Origin of the sequence: Porphyrobacter sp. AAP82 (assembly GCF_000331285.1) — a bacterium.
Classification (GTDB): domain Bacteria; phylum Pseudomonadota; class Alphaproteobacteria; order Sphingomonadales; family Sphingomonadaceae; genus Erythrobacter.
On record NZ_ANFX01000014.1, the window covers coordinates 54,711 to 72,448 of the forward strand.

At 68.3% G+C, this 17,738-nt stretch carries 21 protein-coding genes; 4 read left to right on the top strand and 17 right to left on the bottom strand.

Annotation, left to right across the window (positions count from 1 at the left end):
* Window positions 1–49 precede the first annotated feature (49 nt).
* Window positions 50–988, bottom strand: coding sequence for a DMT family transporter (locus tag D620_RS0104410; protein WP_017664583.1), 939 nt, complete (start codon window positions 986–988; stop codon window positions 50–52).
* A gap of 163 nt (window positions 989–1,151) precedes the next feature.
* On the opposite strand from D620_RS0104410, the gene D620_RS0104415 reads away from it, so the two are divergent.
* Complete coding sequence (locus D620_RS0104415; RefSeq protein WP_026091940.1) at window positions 1,152–2,540, top strand: L,D-transpeptidase family protein; 1,389 nt, start codon at window positions 1,152–1,154, stop codon at window positions 2,538–2,540.
* 244 nt (window positions 2,541–2,784) lie between these two features.
* On the opposite strand, the gene D620_RS0104420 is transcribed toward D620_RS0104415, so the two are convergent.
* The 10 genes from D620_RS0104420 to ispG all read right to left on the bottom strand — a co-directional run bounded on the left by D620_RS0104420 (window position 2,785) and on the right by ispG (window position 8,744).
* Complete coding sequence (locus tag D620_RS0104420; RefSeq protein ID WP_017664585.1) at window positions 2,785–3,486, bottom strand: murein L,D-transpeptidase catalytic domain-containing protein; 702 nt, start codon at window positions 3,484–3,486, stop codon at window positions 2,785–2,787.
* 79 nt (window positions 3,487–3,565) lie between these two features.
* Window positions 3,566–4,180, bottom strand: coding sequence for a hypothetical protein (locus tag D620_RS16755; protein ID WP_026091941.1), 615 nt, complete (start codon window positions 4,178–4,180; stop codon window positions 3,566–3,568).
* Between the two features lies 1 nt (window position 4,181).
* Entirely contained in the window at window positions 4,182–4,673 is a 492-nt protein-coding gene (locus tag D620_RS16760; protein ID WP_026091942.1) for an NAD(P)-binding protein, read from the bottom strand.
* Window positions 4,670–5,557 carry a histone deacetylase gene (locus D620_RS0104435; protein ID WP_017664586.1) on the bottom strand — a complete coding sequence of 296 codons (888 nt, stop codon included), beginning with the start codon at window positions 5,555–5,557 and terminating at the stop codon, window positions 4,670–4,672. The genes D620_RS16760 and D620_RS0104435 overlap by 4 nt, the downstream gene beginning before the upstream one ends.
* Window positions 5,558–5,594: 37 nt before the next feature.
* The gene (locus D620_RS0104440) at window positions 5,595–6,140 is read right to left on the bottom strand and encodes a manganese efflux pump MntP family protein (protein ID WP_017664587.1); all 546 of its coding nucleotides are present in this window, start codon (window positions 6,138–6,140) and stop codon (window positions 5,595–5,597) included.
* 20 nt (window positions 6,141–6,160) lie between these two features.
* Window positions 6,161–6,460: a type II toxin-antitoxin system RelE/ParE family toxin gene (locus D620_RS0104445; protein WP_017664588.1), complete on the bottom strand. Its 300-nt coding sequence runs from the start codon at window positions 6,458–6,460 to the stop codon at window positions 6,161–6,163.
* Window positions 6,457–6,732: a type II toxin-antitoxin system ParD family antitoxin gene (locus D620_RS0104450; protein WP_017664589.1), complete on the bottom strand. Its 276-nt coding sequence runs from the start codon at window positions 6,730–6,732 to the stop codon at window positions 6,457–6,459. The genes D620_RS0104445 and D620_RS0104450 overlap by 4 nt, the downstream gene beginning before the upstream one ends.
* A gap of 36 nt (window positions 6,733–6,768) precedes the next feature.
* Window positions 6,769–7,272 (bottom strand): thioredoxin family protein, encoded by a 504-nt coding sequence (locus D620_RS0104455; protein WP_017664590.1) that lies wholly within the window; start codon window positions 7,270–7,272, stop codon window positions 6,769–6,771.
* Window positions 7,272–7,586, bottom strand: coding sequence for a DMT family transporter (locus tag D620_RS0104460; protein ID WP_017664591.1), 315 nt, complete (start codon window positions 7,584–7,586; stop codon window positions 7,272–7,274). Before D620_RS0104460 ends, D620_RS0104455 begins: the two co-directional genes overlap by 1 nt.
* Window positions 7,587–7,589: 3 nt before the next feature.
* Window positions 7,590–8,744, bottom strand: coding sequence for a flavodoxin-dependent (E)-4-hydroxy-3-methylbut-2-enyl-diphosphate synthase (ispG, locus tag D620_RS0104465; protein WP_017664592.1), 1,155 nt, complete (start codon window positions 8,742–8,744; stop codon window positions 7,590–7,592).
* 223 nt (window positions 8,745–8,967) lie between these two features.
* Between ispG and D620_RS0104470 the strand changes: the two genes are divergently transcribed.
* Both D620_RS0104470 and D620_RS0104475 read left to right on the top strand, forming a co-directional pair.
* Window positions 8,968–9,708, top strand: coding sequence for a hypothetical protein (locus tag D620_RS0104470; protein ID WP_017664593.1), 741 nt, complete (start codon window positions 8,968–8,970; stop codon window positions 9,706–9,708).
* Between the two features lie 53 nt (window positions 9,709–9,761).
* Window positions 9,762–10,700, top strand: coding sequence for an alpha/beta hydrolase (locus D620_RS0104475; protein WP_017664594.1), 939 nt, complete (start codon window positions 9,762–9,764; stop codon window positions 10,698–10,700).
* Here the strand turns inward: D620_RS0104475 and D620_RS0104480 are convergent, their stop codons facing one another.
* Window positions 10,701–11,651 carry an SDR family NAD(P)-dependent oxidoreductase gene (locus tag D620_RS0104480; RefSeq protein WP_017664595.1) on the bottom strand — a complete coding sequence of 317 codons (951 nt, stop codon included), beginning with the start codon at window positions 11,649–11,651 and terminating at the stop codon, window positions 10,701–10,703.
* Between the two features lie 13 nt (window positions 11,652–11,664).
* Window positions 11,665–12,189, bottom strand: a complete 525-nt coding sequence (locus tag D620_RS0104485; protein ID WP_017664596.1) for a GNAT family N-acetyltransferase — start codon at window positions 12,187–12,189, stop codon at window positions 11,665–11,667.
* Window positions 12,190–12,262: 73 nt separating this feature from the next.
* On the opposite strand from D620_RS0104485, the gene D620_RS0104490 reads away from it, so the two are divergent.
* The gene (locus D620_RS0104490; protein ID WP_017664597.1) at window positions 12,263–13,327 is read left to right on the top strand and encodes an isoaspartyl peptidase/L-asparaginase family protein; all 1,065 of its coding nucleotides are present in this window, start codon (window positions 12,263–12,265) and stop codon (window positions 13,325–13,327) included.
* Window positions 13,328–13,427: 100 nt separating this feature from the next.
* Here the strand turns inward: D620_RS0104490 and bla are convergent, their stop codons facing one another.
* The 4 genes from bla to D620_RS0104510 are packed head-to-tail and all read right to left on the bottom strand — an operon-like array spanning window position 13,428 to window position 17,735.
* Window positions 13,428–14,363 carry a class A beta-lactamase gene (gene bla, locus D620_RS0104495; RefSeq protein ID WP_017664598.1) on the bottom strand — a complete coding sequence of 312 codons (936 nt, stop codon included), beginning with the start codon at window positions 14,361–14,363 and terminating at the stop codon, window positions 13,428–13,430.
* Window positions 14,360–15,301 (bottom strand): RDD family protein, encoded by a 942-nt coding sequence (locus tag D620_RS0104500; protein ID WP_017664599.1) that lies wholly within the window; start codon window positions 15,299–15,301, stop codon window positions 14,360–14,362. The genes bla and D620_RS0104500 overlap by 4 nt, the downstream gene beginning before the upstream one ends.
* Complete coding sequence (locus D620_RS0104505; RefSeq protein WP_017664600.1) at window positions 15,298–16,362, bottom strand: stage II sporulation protein M; 1,065 nt, start codon at window positions 16,360–16,362, stop codon at window positions 15,298–15,300. Before D620_RS0104505 ends, D620_RS0104500 begins: the two co-directional genes overlap by 4 nt.
* Window positions 16,362–17,735, bottom strand: a complete 1,374-nt coding sequence (locus D620_RS0104510; protein WP_233991968.1) for a DUF58 domain-containing protein — start codon at window positions 17,733–17,735, stop codon at window positions 16,362–16,364. Before D620_RS0104510 ends, D620_RS0104505 begins: the two co-directional genes overlap by 1 nt.
* Window positions 17,736–17,738 lie beyond the last annotated feature (3 nt).

Below are 17,738 nucleotides of genomic sequence, written 5' to 3' on the forward strand. Positions count from 1 at the left end.
GCGCGCCCTCGCGCCCGAGGTCAAGGGGGGTTGCCCAAGGCCAATCGTCTCAGACCGCGACTGCTGCCTGCACCCGGGCTGCGCGGGCGGCGATCCAGCAGCCGGTGACGATCAGCGCGGTGCCGGCGAGCGTGGGCAAGGTGACCGCCTCCCGGAAGAACACCCAGCCGGTGATCGCCGCCCAGACGAAGCCCGAATACTCGGTCGGCACCAGCACGCTGGCGGGCGCCCGGGCATAGGCGAAGGCGATCGCGAAGGAACCGCACACCGTCAGCACCGCCGAAATGCCGAGCGGCAGCATCGCCGCCGCCTGCGGGGTCTGCCACAAGAGCGGGGCGAGCAGCAGCAGGACGATGGCGCTGACCCCGCTGTGGAAGGTCGCGATCTCCAGCGCGCTCGCGACCTGCGCCTGCCGCCGGATGATGATGAAGTTGTAGGCATAGAGCAGCGCCGAGACGAACACCGAGGCGATCCCCACCATCGCCTCCTCGCCCATCCCTCCGCTGCCGATCCGCCCGCCGACGATCACCAGCGTGCCCGCAAAGCCGAGCACGCTCGCCCCGATCGCCCGCCGGCTGATCGTCTCGCCCAGCAGCACGCGGGCAAGGTAGAGCGCGATCAGCGGGGCGATGAAGGACAGCGCGATCGCCTCGGCGAGCGGCAGGAGGGTGATCGAATGGAAGAAGGTCAGCGCCATGAAGGCCGAGACCACCCCGCGTTCCAAATGCAGCTTCAGCACCGCCCGCTGCGGCATCCGCCCGCCGCGCAGCCGCCACAGGGGTGCGACCAGCGCGGTGCCGATCACCGCGCGCAGGGTGGTCGCGGTATAGGCGCCGATCAGCAGCGCGGCCTCCTTCATGAAGGCGTCCATCAGCGACAGGAAGCCGACCCCGGCGAGCGCTGCGGCGAACGGCAGCAGGGCGTGGTGGGGTTGCGGCGCGGCGTGGCTCATGGGCGCGGCCATAAGCCGGTCCGGCGCGAAGGTCACGCCCCCCTCATCTGCGGAGGGATCAGGGTCTCTCAAGGGTGTGAACATTAATGCAGGTGAAAGCCAAGATGGTTGATAGGGGCATGACGCAGCGGGTATGAACGCAGGCGAATTGCGATGCCGCCAATCTCCGGGCGGCACGGGGCGAGAAGGCAAGACATCGATGACAAGGTTCCCGGGCAAGTTGGCTGGCGGCGTCACTGTCACTTGGGCGGCCGCAGCGCTGGTGGCGACGGCAACGGCGGCGCTGGCGCAGGACGCCGCGGCGCCCGCCCCTGCCCCTGCCGCTTCGCCCAAGCCCGCCGAGGCGTTCTCGCAGGCCTTCCCGCCGACCGTCTCGCAGCCGGTGGTGCAGGCCGTCCCCCAGGCCGCCCCGCTGGTCCAGACCTGGACCGTCGCGCAGGCGCAGGCGCTGGTCGCGGTGATCGAGGGCATCGGGGCCGAGGGCCTCGACCCCAGGGACTACGACCTCGCCCCGCTCAAGACCGCGATTGCCGCGGGCGCTTCGGCCGGGCTCGACCAGATGGCCTCGCAGAGCTTCATCTGGCTGGTCGAGGACCTGCGTGACGGGCGCACCCCGATGGAGGCGCGCCAGCAGTGGTTCGTGGTCGACCCGGACCGCGATGCCAACCCTTCGGGCAACGTCCTGGCCGAGGCGCTCAAGAGCGGGGACATCGCGGGCACGCTGATGAAGCTCAATCCCACCCATCCCGATTACGCCCGCCTCAAGGCCGAACTCGCCGCGACCTCGGACGGGCAGGCCGCGCGCCGCAAGCTGATCCGCGCCAATATGGACCGCTGGCGGTGGCTGGCGCGTGATTTGGGCCCGCAATACCTCATCACCAACGTGCCCGAATTCCAGCTGCGGCTGACGGTCAAGAACAAGATCGTCAGCACCTATCGCACGATTGTCGGCAAGCCCGGGCGCACCGCCACGCCGCAATTGGCCGAGGTGGTCGAAGGCGTCGTGTTCAACCCGACCTGGACGGTGCCGCAATCCATCGTCAAGGGCGAGGGGCTGGGCGCGCGGGTGCTCGCCAGCCCTGCCTGGGGCCGTGCCAACGGCTATGTCGCCACCAAGTCCGCGAACGGCACGATCACCGTGGTCCAGCAGCCCGGGCCGGGCAATTCGCTCGGACGGATGAAGCTCGAAATGCCCAACGAGCATGCGATCTTCTTCCACGACACGCCCTCGCGCCACCTTTTTGCCGCCGATTTCCGCGCCCTTTCGCACGGCTGCGTGCGCACCGAGCGGGCGCTGGAACTGGCGATGACGATGGCGATCCTCGGCAAGGGCGCGACCAAGGAAGAAGCCGTCGCGATCGCCAATTCGGGCAAATATACCAAGGTCATGCTCGCCAAGCAGTGGCGCGCCTACATCACCTATTTCACCATGGCGACCGACATCAACGGCGAGATGGCGACCTTTAAGGACATCTACGGCCGCGACGGGCCGGTGCTCGCCAGCCTCGACAAGCCGCGGGTGCGCAACCGTTCGGCCAAGCCGACGAGCGAGGTGATCGTGATCGAGGACGACCTCAAGGATACCTGAGGCGGGCAAGGCTCCGGGCGGGGGCGCGGGGCCGTATCTCGCGAAGTTCACGAAGTTCACATTGCAAAACACGCAATCCTACAGGAATTGCGCCTGCTTTTCCGTGCGATGCATGCGAAAAGCGAAGTTCACACATATTCGCGTGCATCGCGCCGCCGATGCGTGATTGCTGCGGGGTGCAGCGCTGCCTGACGATCCCAAAGAGCCGCGCGAAGTCTACCGCGGCGCTGCCGTGTAGGAAACCTCAATAGGCGGCGATGGAAGGGCGCGGGGCGAGGTCGAGCGGTGCGCGCTGATACATCGCCAGTTCGGGCACCGGCTGCACCGAGCCGTCCTCCTCCAGCCCGAGGCTGTCGGCATAGAGCAGCCGCCCGCCCGACAGATGCATCAGCGCTTCGCGGAACTGTTCGGTCCCCATCGCGAAGCACCCGTTGGAGCGCCCGAGGCGGCCCCACTTTTCGAGATGCGCGTTTTCGGCATAGTCTGCATGGTGCATGACGATGTAGCGCCGCAGCGCCGCCTCGTTGCTCTCGTCGAGCCCGCCCAATCGCACCGAGGTGCCATAACGCCCCTTGTACCATTCCCACGTGACATAAGCCCCGCGGCTGGTGGCGTTGGAGCCTTCGGTGTTCGAGAAATCCTTGAGCCAGCCATCGTGCTGCGGGTCCGAACCCATGCCGTGGCTGACGTGGTAGGACTGCACTTCGCCGCGATCGAGGTTGACGAAGTGGAAGCGCGGCCGCCCCGAATGCAGGCCGAAATCGGCGATCCCGACGATGTCCTGCCGCCAGATCGCGTTGCCGGCGCGCAGCAGCTCGCGCTTGGCGATGCCCATCAGGATACGGTCGCGCGGGGTGCCGGCCATCGGCTGGGCGAACAGGCGCGCCGGCAGTGCCAGTGCTGCCCCCGCTGCCAGAGTGCCCTTGAGGATGTCGCGACGCTTCATTGATCCGTAACGTAGCGTCCGCGCGGGCGGTTCCCAAGCCGCCGAATAACGTAGATCAGCATTTCGTCGCAAACCTGCGTCAGGTCACGGATGCGCGCGGCATTTCGTGCAGCGCCCTGGCGGCCATGCCGAGCCGGATGACATCCGGCATCGCCGCCATCACCGCTTCGCGAAACCCGCCGAGGGCGGCCAGCCGCGGGTCGCCCGCCGCGATCATCCGCGCGACGGTCGGCCCCGCCGGGTCGAGCCGCGATTTCGCCAGCCAGGCCGAGATTTGCGGGTCCTGCGCCCCGGTGCCGCGGTTCATCAGGTTCATCATCAAGGCGTAGGGATAGGTCGCCGGCGTATCGGTCAGCTCCGCGCTGCGGGCGAGCTGGTTCCTGGTCGCATCATCGAGGTAATGCACTAAGAGAAAGGCGGTGAGCGCGGCGCTGAAGGTGACGAGCGGGACCATCACCGGCTGGAGCATGATGGTATCGCCGCGGAACTTCGGCCCGGCATTGTCGGCCGCCGAGAAGGGCACGGCGCGCGTGGTGCAATCGATGTGGAGCGCGCCTTGGGGAATGGCGTGGGCGGTCTCGCCGAAATGCAGCGCGCCGTTGGCGACACGGGTGACGCGGCCCTTGCGGATCACCTGCGTGATGCGCCGCAGCATCGCGATCTCGCCTTCGGAAATCACCGCGTAGTGATACATCTCAGGGACAACATCGGGATCGAGCCGCAGTGGTCTGGTAGAAGGTCGCATCCACCAGCTTACGGCGCACGGTGATGCGCGTCTCCTCGCCCGGCAGCACGCCGCGAACCGTGGCGGTGCCGGTGTCGTCGCGGCCCTTGAATTCGGCGAGGCGGTGATAGGCCACCCGCCCGCTCGGCAGGAGGCGCAGGTTCATCACCTTCTCGAAATAGGCGAGCACCTCGGTCCCGCTGGCGAGCGCGTAGAGCCCCATGTTGGGCCCGTGGGTGTCGATCTGCTCGCTGGCGAAGGCCATCGCATTGACCCCGTAGAAGGCCGAGGGCCGGTGCAGCGCGACGAAGCTGTAGGCATCGTTCCAGTGCCCTCCCGGCTTGGCATGCTTGTCGACGAAGGTGATGTGGCAGTCCGGGTCTTCGTCAAGCAGCGCATCGGCGAAGGCAAGGCCGACGGCCCCTGCGCCGATGATCAGGTAATCGGTTGCCTCGCCTGTCATGCCTGCCCCCCTGTGTAGCGCAGGTTCTCGTCCGCCATGGCCAGCATCGAGGCGGCATGGCGCGCGGCGACTTGCCTCGGATCATCGCCATAGCCGCCGCCAAGCGCGCTGGCGATAGGCAGGCCCCGGCGCCGCGCCTCGGCGATGACGAAGCGGTCGCGCATCGCCAGCCCCGCATCGCTGAGCGCGAGCCGTCCGAGCTTGTCGTCACGGTGCGGATCGACGCCCGCCTGATAGAGCACGAAGTCGGGCGCGAAGAGGGCGAGGACCTCGGGCAGGTGGCGGGTGAGGGCGGCCATGTAGCCATCGTCGTCGGTCCCGTCCTCCAGGGCGACATCGCGGCTGGAGCGCGCCTTTCTCACCGGAAAATTCTTCTCGGCATGGAGCGAGAGGGTGAAGATGTCGGCGCGCCCCGCGGTGAGGCTGGCGGTGCCGTCGCCCTGATGGACGTCGAGGTCGACGATCAGCACCCGGGCCGCGTGCCTTTCCGCGATCAGGCGGTTGGCGGTCACCGCAAGGTCGTTGAACACGCAATAGCCCGCGCCCGTATCGTGCAGCGCATGGTGGCTCCCGGCGGCGGAGTTGGCGGCATAGCCGTGGCGGCGGGCGAGCTGTGCGGCGCGCCAGGTGCCGCCGTTGGTGTGGCGCACGCGGGATGCGATCGCGGGGGTGACGGGAAAGCCGATCCGCCGCTCCTTGTGGCGCGGGACTGCGGCGCGCAGGACCTCGTCCACATAATCGGGGCAGTGGACCGCTTCCAGCCATTCGCGCGGCATGGGCCCGGGCGCGTGCTCGGTGACAGGCGCGCCGCTGGCGCGCAGTTCCTCCATAACGAGGTAATACTTGTCGAAGCGGAAGGTGCCGCGCTCCGGCCGGGGCGCCATGTAGTCGGCGTGGTGGACGACGTGGAGCACGCCGCTCTCACAGCCAGCCCAGATGCTGGCCGAGGATCTTGCCGCCCAGCCCGATCAGGATCACGCCCCCGATGCGCTCGGCCCATTCGCCCAGGTGCTCGCCCGCGCGGTGGCCCAGCACCACGCCCGCGCCGGAGAGGGCAAAGGTGACGATCCCGATCAGCCCCGCCGCCAGCCACGGCGTCACGCCCAGCGCCGGCAGCGTGATCCCCGCCGCCAGCGCATCGATACTGGTCGCAACGCCCGCGAGCAGCAGCGCGCGCCCCGTCAGCGCATGGGCCGCCTCCTCGTCCCCCACATGTCCGCCGAGCATCCTGACCCCGAGAAAGGCGAGCAGCCCGAAGGCGATCCAGTGATCGACCGCTTCGACATAGGCCAGCGCCGCCGCCCCGACCGCCCACCCGGCGAGCGGCATCACCGCCTGGAACACCCCGAAGGTCGCCGCGATGGCCAGCCCCCCGCGCGCCGAGGGCCGGAACCGCGCGCCCTGCGTCAGCGCGACGGCAAAGGCGTCCATGGCGAGCGCAAGGGCGAGGAGCAGGGCGGCGATCATGGTGTCCGGTATGGTTCGTATCAGAGCACCAAATTGCCCACGTCGCGGCGTCCGTGGACGATCCGTTCGATCACGACAAGTGCCTGCTCCTTGCGGTAGCGGTAGATTACGAGATAGCTGTCCTGCAACAGCAACCGCACGCCGGGCCCCGCATCCTCGCGAGCGTGGCCGATCTCAGGAAAGTCGATCAGTCGCCCGATGGCGTTCTCGATACGGTCGATCTGCCGGTCGGCGGCTAACGGATCGTCAAGCGCGATATGCAGCCAGATATCCAGCAGATCGGCCCGCGCGGCGTGGGCATGGCGGGCCGTGCGGCTCATTCAGCGGTCGAGGTTAGCCGCCTGCGTCCTTCGGCCTTGATCGCGGCGAAATCGAGCGCGCCTTCGGTGTAGCCGCTTGCTTCGGCTTCGGCGAGCAGGCGGCGCAGGTGTGCGGGGGTGATGTGCTGCCGCGCACGCTGTTCGCGCCATTCGCGCAAGGCTGCACGCACGACCTCGCTGGTCGAGGCAAAGTCGCCCGATGCAACCGCCTGCTGCACTTCGGCGAGCAATTCGCCGGTCAGCGATACCGAGATTTTCTCGACCTTGCTCATAATATCGCCGGTAGCACTTTTTGCTACCAGTGGCAATCACGCGCCCGCCAGCGCTGCCAGCTCGGCGAAAATGGCATCCTCGCTGCGGCTCGCGGCGTTGCGCCACTTGCGCGCGGTGGCGGCGTTCACGGCGCGGCCATCGGCGGTCAGCACCAGCAGCGCAGGCGTGCCCTTGATCGTGTCGAGGCCGAAGCGGGCGGCGATGTCGAGGTTCCGGCCCTCGCCGGTCTGGGGCATGCCGACATCGACGAACACCACTTCGTAATGCGCGGCGACCAGCGCGGCGAAGCGCTCGGTTTCCAGCCATCCGGCGAGCGCGCGGCTATCGTGGCACCAGTTCGCGCCCATCACCAGCAGCACGCGCTTGCCGCCCAGCGCGGCGCGGGCGAGCGCGGCGTCGATATCGGCACCGGCATCGGCGCTGGCGGCATAGGCGCGCGCTTCGGGGTGGGGCGCGGCGGCGACCTGCGGCACGCCCGCGCAGGCGGCCGGCAGCACCGCCAGAACGGGCGCCAGCACGGCAGCCAGGACGCGCATCATCAATGCAGCGCCTTCAGCCCGATCACGCAACCGACCAGCCCGGCCAGCAGCGCGCCGCGCGCGAGGCTCAGGCTCTCGAAACCCAGCGCCACGCCCACCGCGATCGTCCCCACCGCACCGATCCCGACCCACACGGCATAGGCGGTGCCGAGCGGGATGGTCTTCTGCGCTTCCTGGAGGAAGCCGAAGCTGAGGATGATGCAGACGACGAAGGCGGCATTGGGCAGGTCCAGCCGGAAGCCCTGCGTGTAGCGCATGGCGGTGGTGAAGCCGACCTCGAACAGGCCGGCCGCGATCAGGTAAAGCCAGCCCATGGATTATTCCGCAGCAACCGCCTGTTGCGGTGCGGCGTGGGGATCGAAGGCGGCGGCCTCGCCGCGCTCGATCTCGGCGGCCTTTTCCTCGACGAGGCGCACGATGTGATCGAGCATGTCCTCGTCCTGGATGGTGTGATCGGTGACGCCGCGCAGATAGACCATGTGCTTGCCCGCGCCGCCGCCGGTGAGGCCGACATCGGTCTCGCGCGCCTCGCCCGGGCCGTTGACGACGCAGCCGAGGATCGAGAGGCTCATCGGGGTCTTGATGTGCTCGAGCCGCGCCTCGAGCGCTTCCACGGTGCGGATCACGTCGAAACCCTGCCGCGAGCACGAGGGGCACGAGACGATGCGCACGCCGCGGGTGCGCAGGCCCAAGGCCTTGAGCATCTCGAAGCCGACCTTGATCTCCTGCTCGGGTTCGGCGGAAAGGCTGACGCGGATGGTGTCTCCGATCCCCGCCCACAGCAGCGAGCCGATGCCGATGCTCGACTTGACGGTCCCGCCGATCAGGCCTCCGGCTTCGGTGATGCCGAGGTGCAGCGGGCAATCGACCGTTTCGGCAAGCCCGTGATAGGCCGCGACCGCAAGGAACACGTCGGAGGCCTTCACCGCCACCTTGTATTCGTGGAAATCGTGGTCCTGGAGGAGCTTGATGTGATCCAATGCGCTTTCGATCAGCGCTTCGGGGCAGGGCTCGCCATATTTTTCGAGCAGGTCCTTCTCGAGGCTGCCGGCGTTCACCCCGATGCGGATCGCGCAGCCATTGGCCTTGGCGGCGCGCACCACCTCGGCAACGCGCTGCGCCGAGCCGATATTGCCCGGGTTGATGCGCAGGCACGCCGCGCCGGCATCGGCGGCCTCAAGCGCGCGCTTGTAGTGGAAGTGGATGTCGGCAACGATCGGGATGCGCGCGGCGCGGGTGATCTTCTTGAAATCGCGGGTCGATTCTTCCGTGGGGCAGGAGACGCGGATGATGTCGGCGCCCACCTCCTCGCAGCGGCGGATCTGGTCGAGCGTCGCTGTCACATCCTCGGTCGGGGTGTTGGTCATGGTCTGCACGGTGATGGGCGCGTCCCCACCAACGGGGACATTCCCCACCATGATCTGGCGCGATTTGCGGCGCTCGATCGTGCGCCACGGACGGATGCTGGACATGGCCGTTCATATAGGCCGCAATCGGCGTCGGGGCAATGACAAGCGGTGGCAGGCGGGCGGCAGGGGACGGGCGGCGCGGCTTGACGGCGTGTCTTGCAAGTGTCGCATATTGGGCCAGTACCGCGATTGCCGCAGGGGGCGGCGGGCGAATGAAAGGATTTGTTACCCTTTGCAGGAGCATGGCGGGGCCTCGCGCGGTCCCGGCTGGCCGCGCCTGGAGGGTATGATGGTCACCATCGCCGACATCGGCAGGGCCTTGCGCGAGATCGCATCCGCGCGCGCGATGCACCGCGCGCTGATGATCGTGGTGCCCTATGCCTGCGTGCTGGTCGGCCTCGATGTTGCCGCGCATTACGGCGATGCGACCGGCGCCTATCTTCCGGTGCAGTTCTTCATGTCGGAAGACCGCTCCTTCGGCGAATTTCTCGAATACACGATGACCGGCTGCGCGGCGCTGTTCATGGCGCTGTGCTGGCAGCGGCTGCGCGCGCCGGTCTATCTGGCCAATGCGCTGCTCCTCGTGTGGCTGACGCTCGACAACTGGGCCGAACTTCACGAGCGGTTCGGCCTTGCCCTGGCGCCCGTCCTGCCGATCCCGGCGTGGCTGCCGCTCCATGCCAATCACCTGGGCGAGCTGATCTTCTTCGGCGTGGTCGGGGTGCTGTGGCTGGCCGGCATGATCTCGGCCCATCGCCGCTCGCAGCACCGCGAGGCGGTCCATGGCTTGCTGATCGGCACGGCAATCGCGCTGATCGCGGTGTTCGGGGTGTTCGTCGACCTGCTCACCTCGCTTGGCGAACATTCGGTCGGCTGGCTCAATGTCCTCGCCTTCGTCGAGGACGAGGGCGAGTTTGCGGCGATCATCTTGGTGTTCGCGCTGACGGTCGGCATTTTCGATGTCGAGCGGCGGCGCGCCGGCGCGCTGCCGGGGACTGCGGCGGGGCTGCGCACCGCGGGCGCTTGACTTCGCTCCCCCGCGCGGCACTCTGCCGGGCAAACTCAGGGGAGAGAGAGACCGTGCTGACCCATGCATCGACCGAACTGCGCAGCCCGAGCCCCAGCCTGCTGCTGCGCGCGATCAAGTGGATGGTGGGCCGCCAGACGCCGGTCTTCCCGCTCGACGAGGCGGGCTTTCACGAACAGATGGCGGGCAGGACGCTGCCGCGCGATGCGCCGATGCCCGAAGGGTTCCGAAAGACGTTCCTGATCGAAGAGCGCGCATTGCTCGGCCACAAGGTGGTGACGCTGCACCCCAAGAGCGGCCCGGCGCCATGGCACATGCTCTATTTCCACGGCGGCGGCTTCGTGAAGCCGATGTTCAAGGTCCACTGGCCGCTCGTCGCCGAGATGGTGAAGCGGTGCGGGGTGAGCGTCACCGTGCCGCTCTACCCCGTCGTGCCCGAGGCGGGCTATGCCGCGCAGGACGCGCTGGCCGATGCGGTCTGGGCCGATCTCGCCGCGACCCACGATCCGGCGCGGATCATCCTCAACGGCGACAGCGCGGGCGGGCACATGGCGCTGGCGCTGGCGCTGCGGCTGGCGGCGGCCGGCGGCGCGCAGCCGGGCAAGCTCGCGCTGTTCGCGCCGTGGCTCGACCTCGGCCTTGCCGACCCCGCGATCGCCGCCATCGAGCCCTTCGACGTGATGCTCAAGATCGGCACCTTGCGCGCCTGCGGGGGGCTGGTGGCGGCCGGGCGCGCGATGGATTCGCCCGAGGTGAGCCCGCTCTACGCGCCCGCCGAAGCGCTTGCGAAGCTGCCGCCGACCCGCATCTGGACCGGGCGGCACGACCTCTTCATCATCGATTCGCGCAGCTTCCTTGCCCGCCTGGTCGAGGCCGGGGTGGACGCCAAGCTTTACGAATACGAGGCCGCGCCGCACGTCTTCATGGCGATCCTCCCCACCCGCGAGGCGAAGGACGCGCTCGGCCTGCTGGCGGAATTCGTGGCGGGCTAGCTAGCTCGGGTAACGCACCCCGGTCAGCTCCTCGCTCATCGCCCACAGCCGGTCGGCATAGCTGGTGTTGAGCGCGTAGGAGCGCACGCCGCCCGTCGCGCTCTCGTCGTCCACTGCGGCGACGTGGCAGTCCTCGCAATAGACCTCGCCCTTGCCTTCGAGTTCCTCGGCGGTGGCCGCCCAGCAGCTCGTCGCCGCCCCTTGGGGGATGGTCTTCCACGCAAAGCCGGTATCGCGCGAGGTGACGCGAGCCATCAGCGTCTCGATCATCTCGGGCGTCATGTGGCGGCCGAGGTTGGTCTGGATCCCGCCCGGGTGCACCGCATAGGCATGGATGCCGAGCACCGCGTAGCGCGCCTCGATCCCCACCGAGAACAGCACGTTGGCGGTCTTGGAATGGCCATAGCTGGTCCACGGATCATAGGCGCGGCGTTCGAAGAAGGGGTCCTCGAAATCGACGGGCGCGAAGTGGTGCCCGCGGCTCGAGAGGTTGACGATGCGCTTTGCGTGCCCCTTCTCGATCAACGGGAACAGCTCGCCGGTCAGCGCGAAGTGGCCGAAATGGTTGGTGCCGATCTGCATCTCGAACCCGTCATGGGTGTGGCTGAACGGGGTCGCCATCACGCCGGCGTTGTTGATGAGGATGTCGATCTTGGCGAAGCGCTGGCGCGCGCGCGAGGTGGCGGCGCGGATCGATTCGAGGCTGGTGAGGTCCACCGTGATCGTCTCGAGCTGCGCCTTGGGATGATCGGCGCGGATCGCGGCGACGCTTTCATCGAGCTTGGCCTGATCGCGGCCGGCCATGATCACCTCGGCCCCGCGCGCCGCCATCGCCCGCGCGGTTTCCTGCCCGAGGCCCGAATTGGCCCCCGTGATGAACACCGTCCGCCCCGACAGGTCCTTGCCCGCCAGCACCTCGTCAGTGGTGCTCGCCCAGCCCAATTCGCTCATGTCCCTCTCCCTTTTATAGTTTCAGCTCGTAGAGATACTCCGGATCGTAGTGATCGCCCACCTTGAAGGTGATGTCGGCGACATGCGCGAACCCGTAGCGCTGGTAGAAGCGCTGTGCGCCGAAGTTTTCGGCATAGACGCTGAGCAGAATGGCATCGTGCCCGCGCGCGCGCGCGTGGCCTAGCGCCCAGTCCATCAGCGCCGCGCCGATGCCGTGGCCGGTGTAGTCCGGGAGGGCATAGAGCTGGCCCAGTTCGATGGGGTTGGTCGCTTCGGTATAGTCGCCGAACTTGGTGGGATAGCGCAGCTTGCAGAAGGCGACGAGCTGGCCCCCGTTGACATTGGCGTCTTCCACCAGGCGGTGGGTGCATTCGTCCCCCGCGATCTCGGCTGCGACCGCCTCGGGGTTGTGCACTTCGGCGAGGAAATCGGCGAGGTCCTTGGGGGTGTAGAGATGCCCGAAAGAGGCGATGAAGGTTTCCGCGCCGAGGCGGGCGAGGGCGGGCGCATCGGCGAGCGTGGCGGGGCGATAGATCATGCCTCGCCCTAGCGCGGGCCGCACGCGCTGTTAAGCTGGCGAAATGGGCGGCGGCGGGTTAGACCTTGCGGCCATGAAGAAACTGATCGCACTGGTTGCTCTCGCTCTCATGTCCCAGCCCGCCTTTGCCGAGGATGCCCCGAAATGGTCGCTCGCTATCCATGGCGGGGCCGGCACGCTTGACCCTGCGCAGATGACGCCCGAAAAGCGCGCGGCCTACGAGGCGGATTTGCAAGCCGCGCTGGATGCGGGGGCGAAGATCCTTGCAGGCGGCGGCGATGCGATGGACGCGGTCAAGGCCGCGATCATCATCATGGAGGATTCGCCGCTGTTCAACGCCGGCAAGGGCGCGGTGTTCACCTGGGACGGGACCAACGAATTGGACGCCTCGATCATGGACGGGCGCGACCGCTCGGCGGGCGCGGTTGCGGGGGTGAAGACGGTCAAGAACCCGATCCTCCTCGCCGATACGGTGCGCACCCAGAGCGAGCACGTGTTCCTCGTCGGCAAGGGCGCGGAGGAGTTTGCGGTCTCCAAGGGCTTCGCCGTGATGCCGCCCGAATATTTCGCCACGCCTGCGCGGCGCGAGGCGCTGGAGCGGCTCAAGGCGGAGAAGCTTTCGGCATTGGATGTCGACCACAAGTTCGGCACGGTGGGCGCGGTGGCGCTCGACACCAAGGGCAACCTTGCAGCGGGCACCTCGACCGGCGGGATGACCGGCAAACGCTGGGGCCGCGTGGGCGATGCGCCGCTGATCGGCGCGGGAACCTATGCCGATAATCGCGCCTGCGCTGTGTCGGCCACCGGGTGGGGGGAGTATTTCATCCGAGTCGGCGTGGCGCACGAGATTTGTGCGCGGCTGCGGGCTTTCGAGGAATTCCGCGCGCTCGAGGTCGAGGGCGGGGAAGTGCCTGCCGAGGTCTTGGCCAAGGCCCCGCAGCAAATTGCCGACAGCGTGATGGCCGATGTTGCGCAGCTCGGCGGCGATGGCGGAGTGATCGTCGTGACACCGGAAGGCCAAGCGATCTTCAGCTTCAACACCACTGGCATGTATCGCGGCCGCGCGACCAGCACCGGGGTCAACGAAGTGGCGATCTTCGGCGGCGAGGAGAAGGTGTCGGCAACGCCGGATCATTAAAGCCCCTTCCCTCGAGGGAAGGGGTTGGGGATGGGTGCTCCACGCCCGCAGATGTCGAGCCCCCACCCCCGACCCCTCCCGCAAGCGGGAGGGGAGAAGCCTAATAAAGCTTCCCCACCAGCGGCAGGCCGCGTTCGGGCTCGGCGAATTCTGTGATGATGCGGCCGACGCGGGCGAGGGTTTCCTGGCCTGAGGCAAGCATCTCGTCCTCGGTCTGGCGGGCGCGGAAATAGCAGGCGAAGGTCAGCGGGCCTTCACCCTTGGGCCCTTCGGCGAACCCGATGTCGATGTAGTTGTATTCGGTCCCGCCGATCAGCCCGCTGGTGCCGGTCTTGTCGCCCGCGATCCAACCTTCGGGCAGGCCCGCGCGCACCCGCTTGAGGCCGGTCTGGGTCTCCACCATCCAGCCCTTCAATTCGGCGCGCTCCTTTGCCGGCAAGGCGTCGCCGTAGACGATTTTCGCCACCGTCCGCGCCATGGCGGCAGGCGTGGTGGTGTCGCGGAACTCGCCGGTGGGGACGAGGTTGTTGTCCGGCTCGAAGCGATCCGCGCGGCTCACCGCGTCGCCAAGGCTGCGCCAGAAGGCGGTCAGCCCCGCCGGGCCGCCCAGTTCGCGCAGCAGGATATTGGCGGCGGGATTGTCCGAGGTGGTCTGCGTCGCCCGCGCCAGCTCGCGCAAGGATGCGCCCTGGGCAATCCGCGCGCGGGTGAAGGGGGCGGGGTTGAGCATTTCCGCCTCGGTCCACATCACGCGCCTGTCGGCGTCGATCGTGCCCGCCGCATGGCGCTGGAGCAGCAGCGCGGCGAGGCTCAGCTTGAAGGATGACGCATGTCCGAAGCGGTGGTCCTGATTGATGCCGACCGACATGCCGGTGGCGGTGTCGAGGATCTCGACGCCGAGCGTGCCTCCGCCCGCCGCCTCGATGATCCTGAGTTCCGCTGCGAGCCGCCCGAGCGGCGACTGGTCGGGCGGGATGCACGCGCCTGCGCCGAGCGCCAGCGTGCCGCCGATGAAGAACCTGCGATCAACCTTCATGCAAACTTGTCCGCCTTGCGCTTGCCGAACCGGAGGTCGGCTTCGAGCTTTGCGCGCAGTTGCGCATAGAAGGCTTCGAGGAAAGCCCTTTCGTCGCCCGCGCCCGGATCCCAGCCGATCTTGCGGCAGATCGCTGTGTGGACGGCGGCGAGCGCTTCGGGCGGGCTGTCGCGCAGCATGCGTTCAAGCGTCTGGAGTTCCTTCTCGCCATAGACCGAAAGCTCGGCCTCGCCGAAGGCATAGCGCACGCCGGTGACCCCGCTTTCCCCCGCCGCCGCCGCCGCGCCCTCGGTCGAGAGGATTTTGGCGAGCTTGGCGCGCGGGCGCTCGACCACCCAGGTGCCCGCAACGATGTCGCCTGCGCGCAAATGGTCGCGGTTGAAGAACGGGAACAGCAGGAACAGCGCGAACCAGCCGGTCACCACCCAGCCGAGCACGCCGATCGGCTGGCCGCTCTGGGCAAGCACGGTGAGCACGAGGAGGGTGATGAGGGGGTAGAAAATCTCGATGTCGCGCAGGAGGTTGCGCGCGATCACCGCCTCGGGCGTCAGGCGCGCGCCGCCGCGCGCGGCGATGCGGATGCCGACGATGCGCTTGCCCAGCGTCGCCCCGCGCGGGCCCAGTTCCTGCACCAGAAAATAGCCGTACCACGCGCAGAACACGAAGATCGCCATGCAGATCCCGAGGAATTCGAGCGCCCCGCTCGACATCGCGTCGGGATCGAAGCCGGTCCCGGCGAGCAGTCCGCGCGCGATGTAGTAGATCGTGATCTGGACGACGATGAGGCCGAACAGCAGGATCATGAAGTCGATGATCAGCGCGCCGGCGCGCGCGGTGCGCGGGGCGATGGTGACGGGCAGCGCGAGGCCTTCGGGCGTCACCAGCGTGCGCGCGCGCTTATCGTCGCGCAAGGGGGCGGCGATTCTGCGCGCGCTCATGCCCCGCTCTCCGGCGCGGCGCGGCGGTAAAGGTAGAAATAGGCGAGCCAGAACACCAGCATCGTGCCGCCGATCATGAAGCGGGCGCTGGTGTCCTCGACCAGCTGGCGCGGATAGGCTTCGAGGATCGCGGCGACGATCATCATGATCACCACCCCCACCATCACCACCGCCGCACGGCGCCCGGCGGCAGCGGCGGCATCGAGAACCGGGAGTTTGCCCGGAAAGGCCATCGCCCGCCCGATATGGAGGCCCGCCGCGCCCGAGAGCATGATGCCGAACAGTTCGGTCGTGCCATGGACGCTCAGCCACGCGGCCAGCTCCGCCACCAGCCCCTGCCCGTTGTAGAGCCACAGCAGCACGCCCAGGAGCGCCATGTTGTGCACCAGCAGCAGCAGCGAGGGGATGCCGAAGGCAAAGCCCAGCGCAAAGGCGAGGATGCAGACGGCCGAATTGTTGCTGAACAGCTGCGCGGCAAACCCGGCGAGCCCGGCCGCACCCGCATCATGCCCCAGCGTTTCGAGCAGCTGTTCGCGGCTCGCCCCGGGCTGGCGCGCGTCCATCATCCCGGCCGGGAACAGGCGGTAAAACCACGCCTCGTCCTGCGCGACCAGCAGCCAGCCGACCACCGTGCCCGCGACCATCACGAACAGCGCGATGCAGGTGTCGAGCCACAGCGACCGGACTGCGCGGCTCCAGCCGCCGAAGACGAATTCGCGCAGCCAGCGCACGAAGCCCTGCCGCGGCCCGTAGACCTGGAACCACGCGCGCTGCACCAGCGCCTCGAGATAGGCGAGGGTCGCGGCATCCAGCGAAGTCTCGCGCGCCACCGACAGCGAGGAGGCAGCGGTGCGGTAGAGCGCGGGCAGCGCGATCAGATCCTCGTCGGCAATGCGCCTGAGACCGCCCTTTTCCATGCGGGCAAGGATCGCCTCCAGGCGCTTCCATTCGCCCTCGCGTTCCAGCCGGAAGCGGTCGGAGCGCAGCGCGGCGCTTTCGATATCGGGCGAGGCTTCCACCTGTCCGCGCCCGAACCACGAGGAGATGACGGGCGCCTTCATCAGCCGATCGCCTCGCTGCTGCGGATCGCCAGATAGCGGTCGATGAGGCGCGGGCCGATGTTCTGCCACGGGGCTTCGAGCACCTCGATCCCGAGCCGGCGCAGCCGGGTCAGCACCAGCTTCCTTTGCTGCGCAAGGCTGTCGGCGGTGACCGAGCGGGCGAGGGTGGCCATGTCGGCAGGCGGCGCGGCAATCAGGTTCTCGACCTCGGCGTCGGTCATGGTGACGAACAGCACGAGGTGCTTGTTCACCAGCCGCCCGAGGCTTTCCACCATCAGTTCGGCCGCTGTCGGATCGGTGAAGTCGGAGAACACCATCACCAGCGAACGGCGCTTGAGCTGCGAGGTGAGGGTGGCAAGAGCAAGGGTGAAGTTGGGTTCGACCGCCGCGTAATCGAGGCCGGCCGCAGCGCTCTGCAAGCGGTGAAAGGCGCGCGCGTCGGTGATGAAGGGGGTCATCAGCTGCGGGCGGCGGGCAAAGCCGAACAGCGCGACCTTGTCGCCCCCCTTCAAGGCGACATAGCCGCAGGTCAGCGCGGCGGAAACCGCGCGGTCGATGCGCGGGAGCCCGTCGACCGGCTCGCACATCGCCTGCCCGCAATCGAAGGCGAAGACGATCTGGTTGTTGCGCTCGCTCTCGTTCTCGCGGGCGAAGAGGCGGGTGTGGCGCGCGCTGGCCTTCCAGTCGATGCGGCGGCGGTCCATGCCGGGCTGGTATTCGCTAAGCGCCTCGAACTGGGTGCCCTCGCCCCGGATGCGGCGGTTGATGAGCCCGATCTGGGCATTCCTGAGGAAGGTCTGCAAATCGGGCGCGCGCACCGGCGAGAGATCGGGCCAGATGCGCACCGGCTTTTCGAGCGGATAATCGACCTGCCGCCCGCCAAGGCCCAATGGCCCTTCCCAGCGCATCCACGCGCGTTCCACCAGCGCGGTGCCGCGGCGGGTAGGGGTGAGCGTGGTCTCGCCGCGCCAGCCGTCCTCGAAGGGTTCGGGGGCGAGGGCGAAGGCAATGCGGCCCTCGCCCGCGAGCCGCGCATCGCAGGCGAGCGCGGCCTCGGCGCGGCGCGGCTGGCGGCCCTTGAAGCGCGCGGTGATGGCGAGCTTGCTCGGCTGGCCGACCTCGATGTCATCGGCGGTGCGGATCTCCCAGCCTTCGAGCTTGCCGGTAAGCAGCGCGTCGATCCCGATCAGCAGCAGCAGCGCGGCCCCCAAGAGGGGCGCTGCGATCCATGCGCCCGGTGCGCTCGCCGCGATCACCACCGCGACCGGCGCAATCCCCGCAGCGACCCACGCGGCGCGCTCGGTCGGCGCGAGGATCAGCAGCGGCCGCAGCAGCAGAAGCAGGATATCGAGGACAAGGCGGAGGACGCGGATCAC

Bases quoted from the DNA above. Each gene is read 5' to 3' on its own strand.
- D620_RS0104415 (WP_026091940.1), top strand. From the start codon at position 1,152: ATGACAAGGTTCCCGGGCAAGTTGGCTGGCGGCGTCACTGTCACTTGG.
- D620_RS0104420 (WP_017664585.1), bottom strand. From the start codon at position 3,486: ATGAAGCGTCGCGACATCCTCAAGGGCACTCTGGCAGCGGGGGCAGCA.
- D620_RS16755 (WP_026091941.1), bottom strand. From the start codon at position 4,180: ATGTATCACTACGCGGTGATTTCCGAAGGCGAGATCGCGATGCTGCGG.
- D620_RS16760 (WP_026091942.1), bottom strand. From the start codon at position 4,673: ATGACAGGCGAGGCAACCGATTACCTGATCATCGGCGCAGGGGCCGTC.
- D620_RS0104435 (WP_017664586.1), bottom strand. From the start codon at position 5,557: ATGGCGCCCCGGCCGGAGCGCGGCACCTTCCGCTTCGACAAGTATTAC.
- D620_RS0104440 (WP_017664587.1), bottom strand. From the start codon at position 6,140: ATGATCGCCGCCCTGCTCCTCGCCCTTGCGCTCGCCATGGACGCCTTT.
- D620_RS0104445 (WP_017664588.1), bottom strand. From the start codon at position 6,460: ATGAGCCGCACGGCCCGCCATGCCCACGCCGCGCGGGCCGATCTGCTG.
- D620_RS0104450 (WP_017664589.1), bottom strand. From the start codon at position 6,732: ATGAGCAAGGTCGAGAAAATCTCGGTATCGCTGACCGGCGAATTGCTC.
- D620_RS0104455 (WP_017664590.1), bottom strand. From the start codon at position 7,272: ATGATGCGCGTCCTGGCTGCCGTGCTGGCGCCCGTTCTGGCGGTGCTG.
- D620_RS0104460 (WP_017664591.1), bottom strand. From the start codon at position 7,586: ATGGGCTGGCTTTACCTGATCGCGGCCGGCCTGTTCGAGGTCGGCTTC.
- ispG (WP_017664592.1), bottom strand. From the start codon at position 8,744: ATGTCCAGCATCCGTCCGTGGCGCACGATCGAGCGCCGCAAATCGCGC.
- D620_RS0104470 (WP_017664593.1), top strand. From the start codon at position 8,968: ATGATGGTCACCATCGCCGACATCGGCAGGGCCTTGCGCGAGATCGCA.
- D620_RS0104480 (WP_017664595.1), bottom strand. From the start codon at position 11,651: ATGAGCGAATTGGGCTGGGCGAGCACCACTGACGAGGTGCTGGCGGGC.
- D620_RS0104485 (WP_017664596.1), bottom strand. From the start codon at position 12,189: ATGATCTATCGCCCCGCCACGCTCGCCGATGCGCCCGCCCTCGCCCGC.
- D620_RS0104490 (WP_017664597.1), top strand. From the start codon at position 12,263: ATGAAGAAACTGATCGCACTGGTTGCTCTCGCTCTCATGTCCCAGCCC.
- bla (WP_017664598.1), bottom strand. From the start codon at position 14,363: ATGAAGGTTGATCGCAGGTTCTTCATCGGCGGCACGCTGGCGCTCGGC.
- D620_RS0104500 (WP_017664599.1), bottom strand. From the start codon at position 15,301: ATGAGCGCGCGCAGAATCGCCGCCCCCTTGCGCGACGATAAGCGCGCG.
- D620_RS0104505 (WP_017664600.1), bottom strand. From the start codon at position 16,362: ATGAAGGCGCCCGTCATCTCCTCGTGGTTCGGGCGCGGACAGGTGGAA.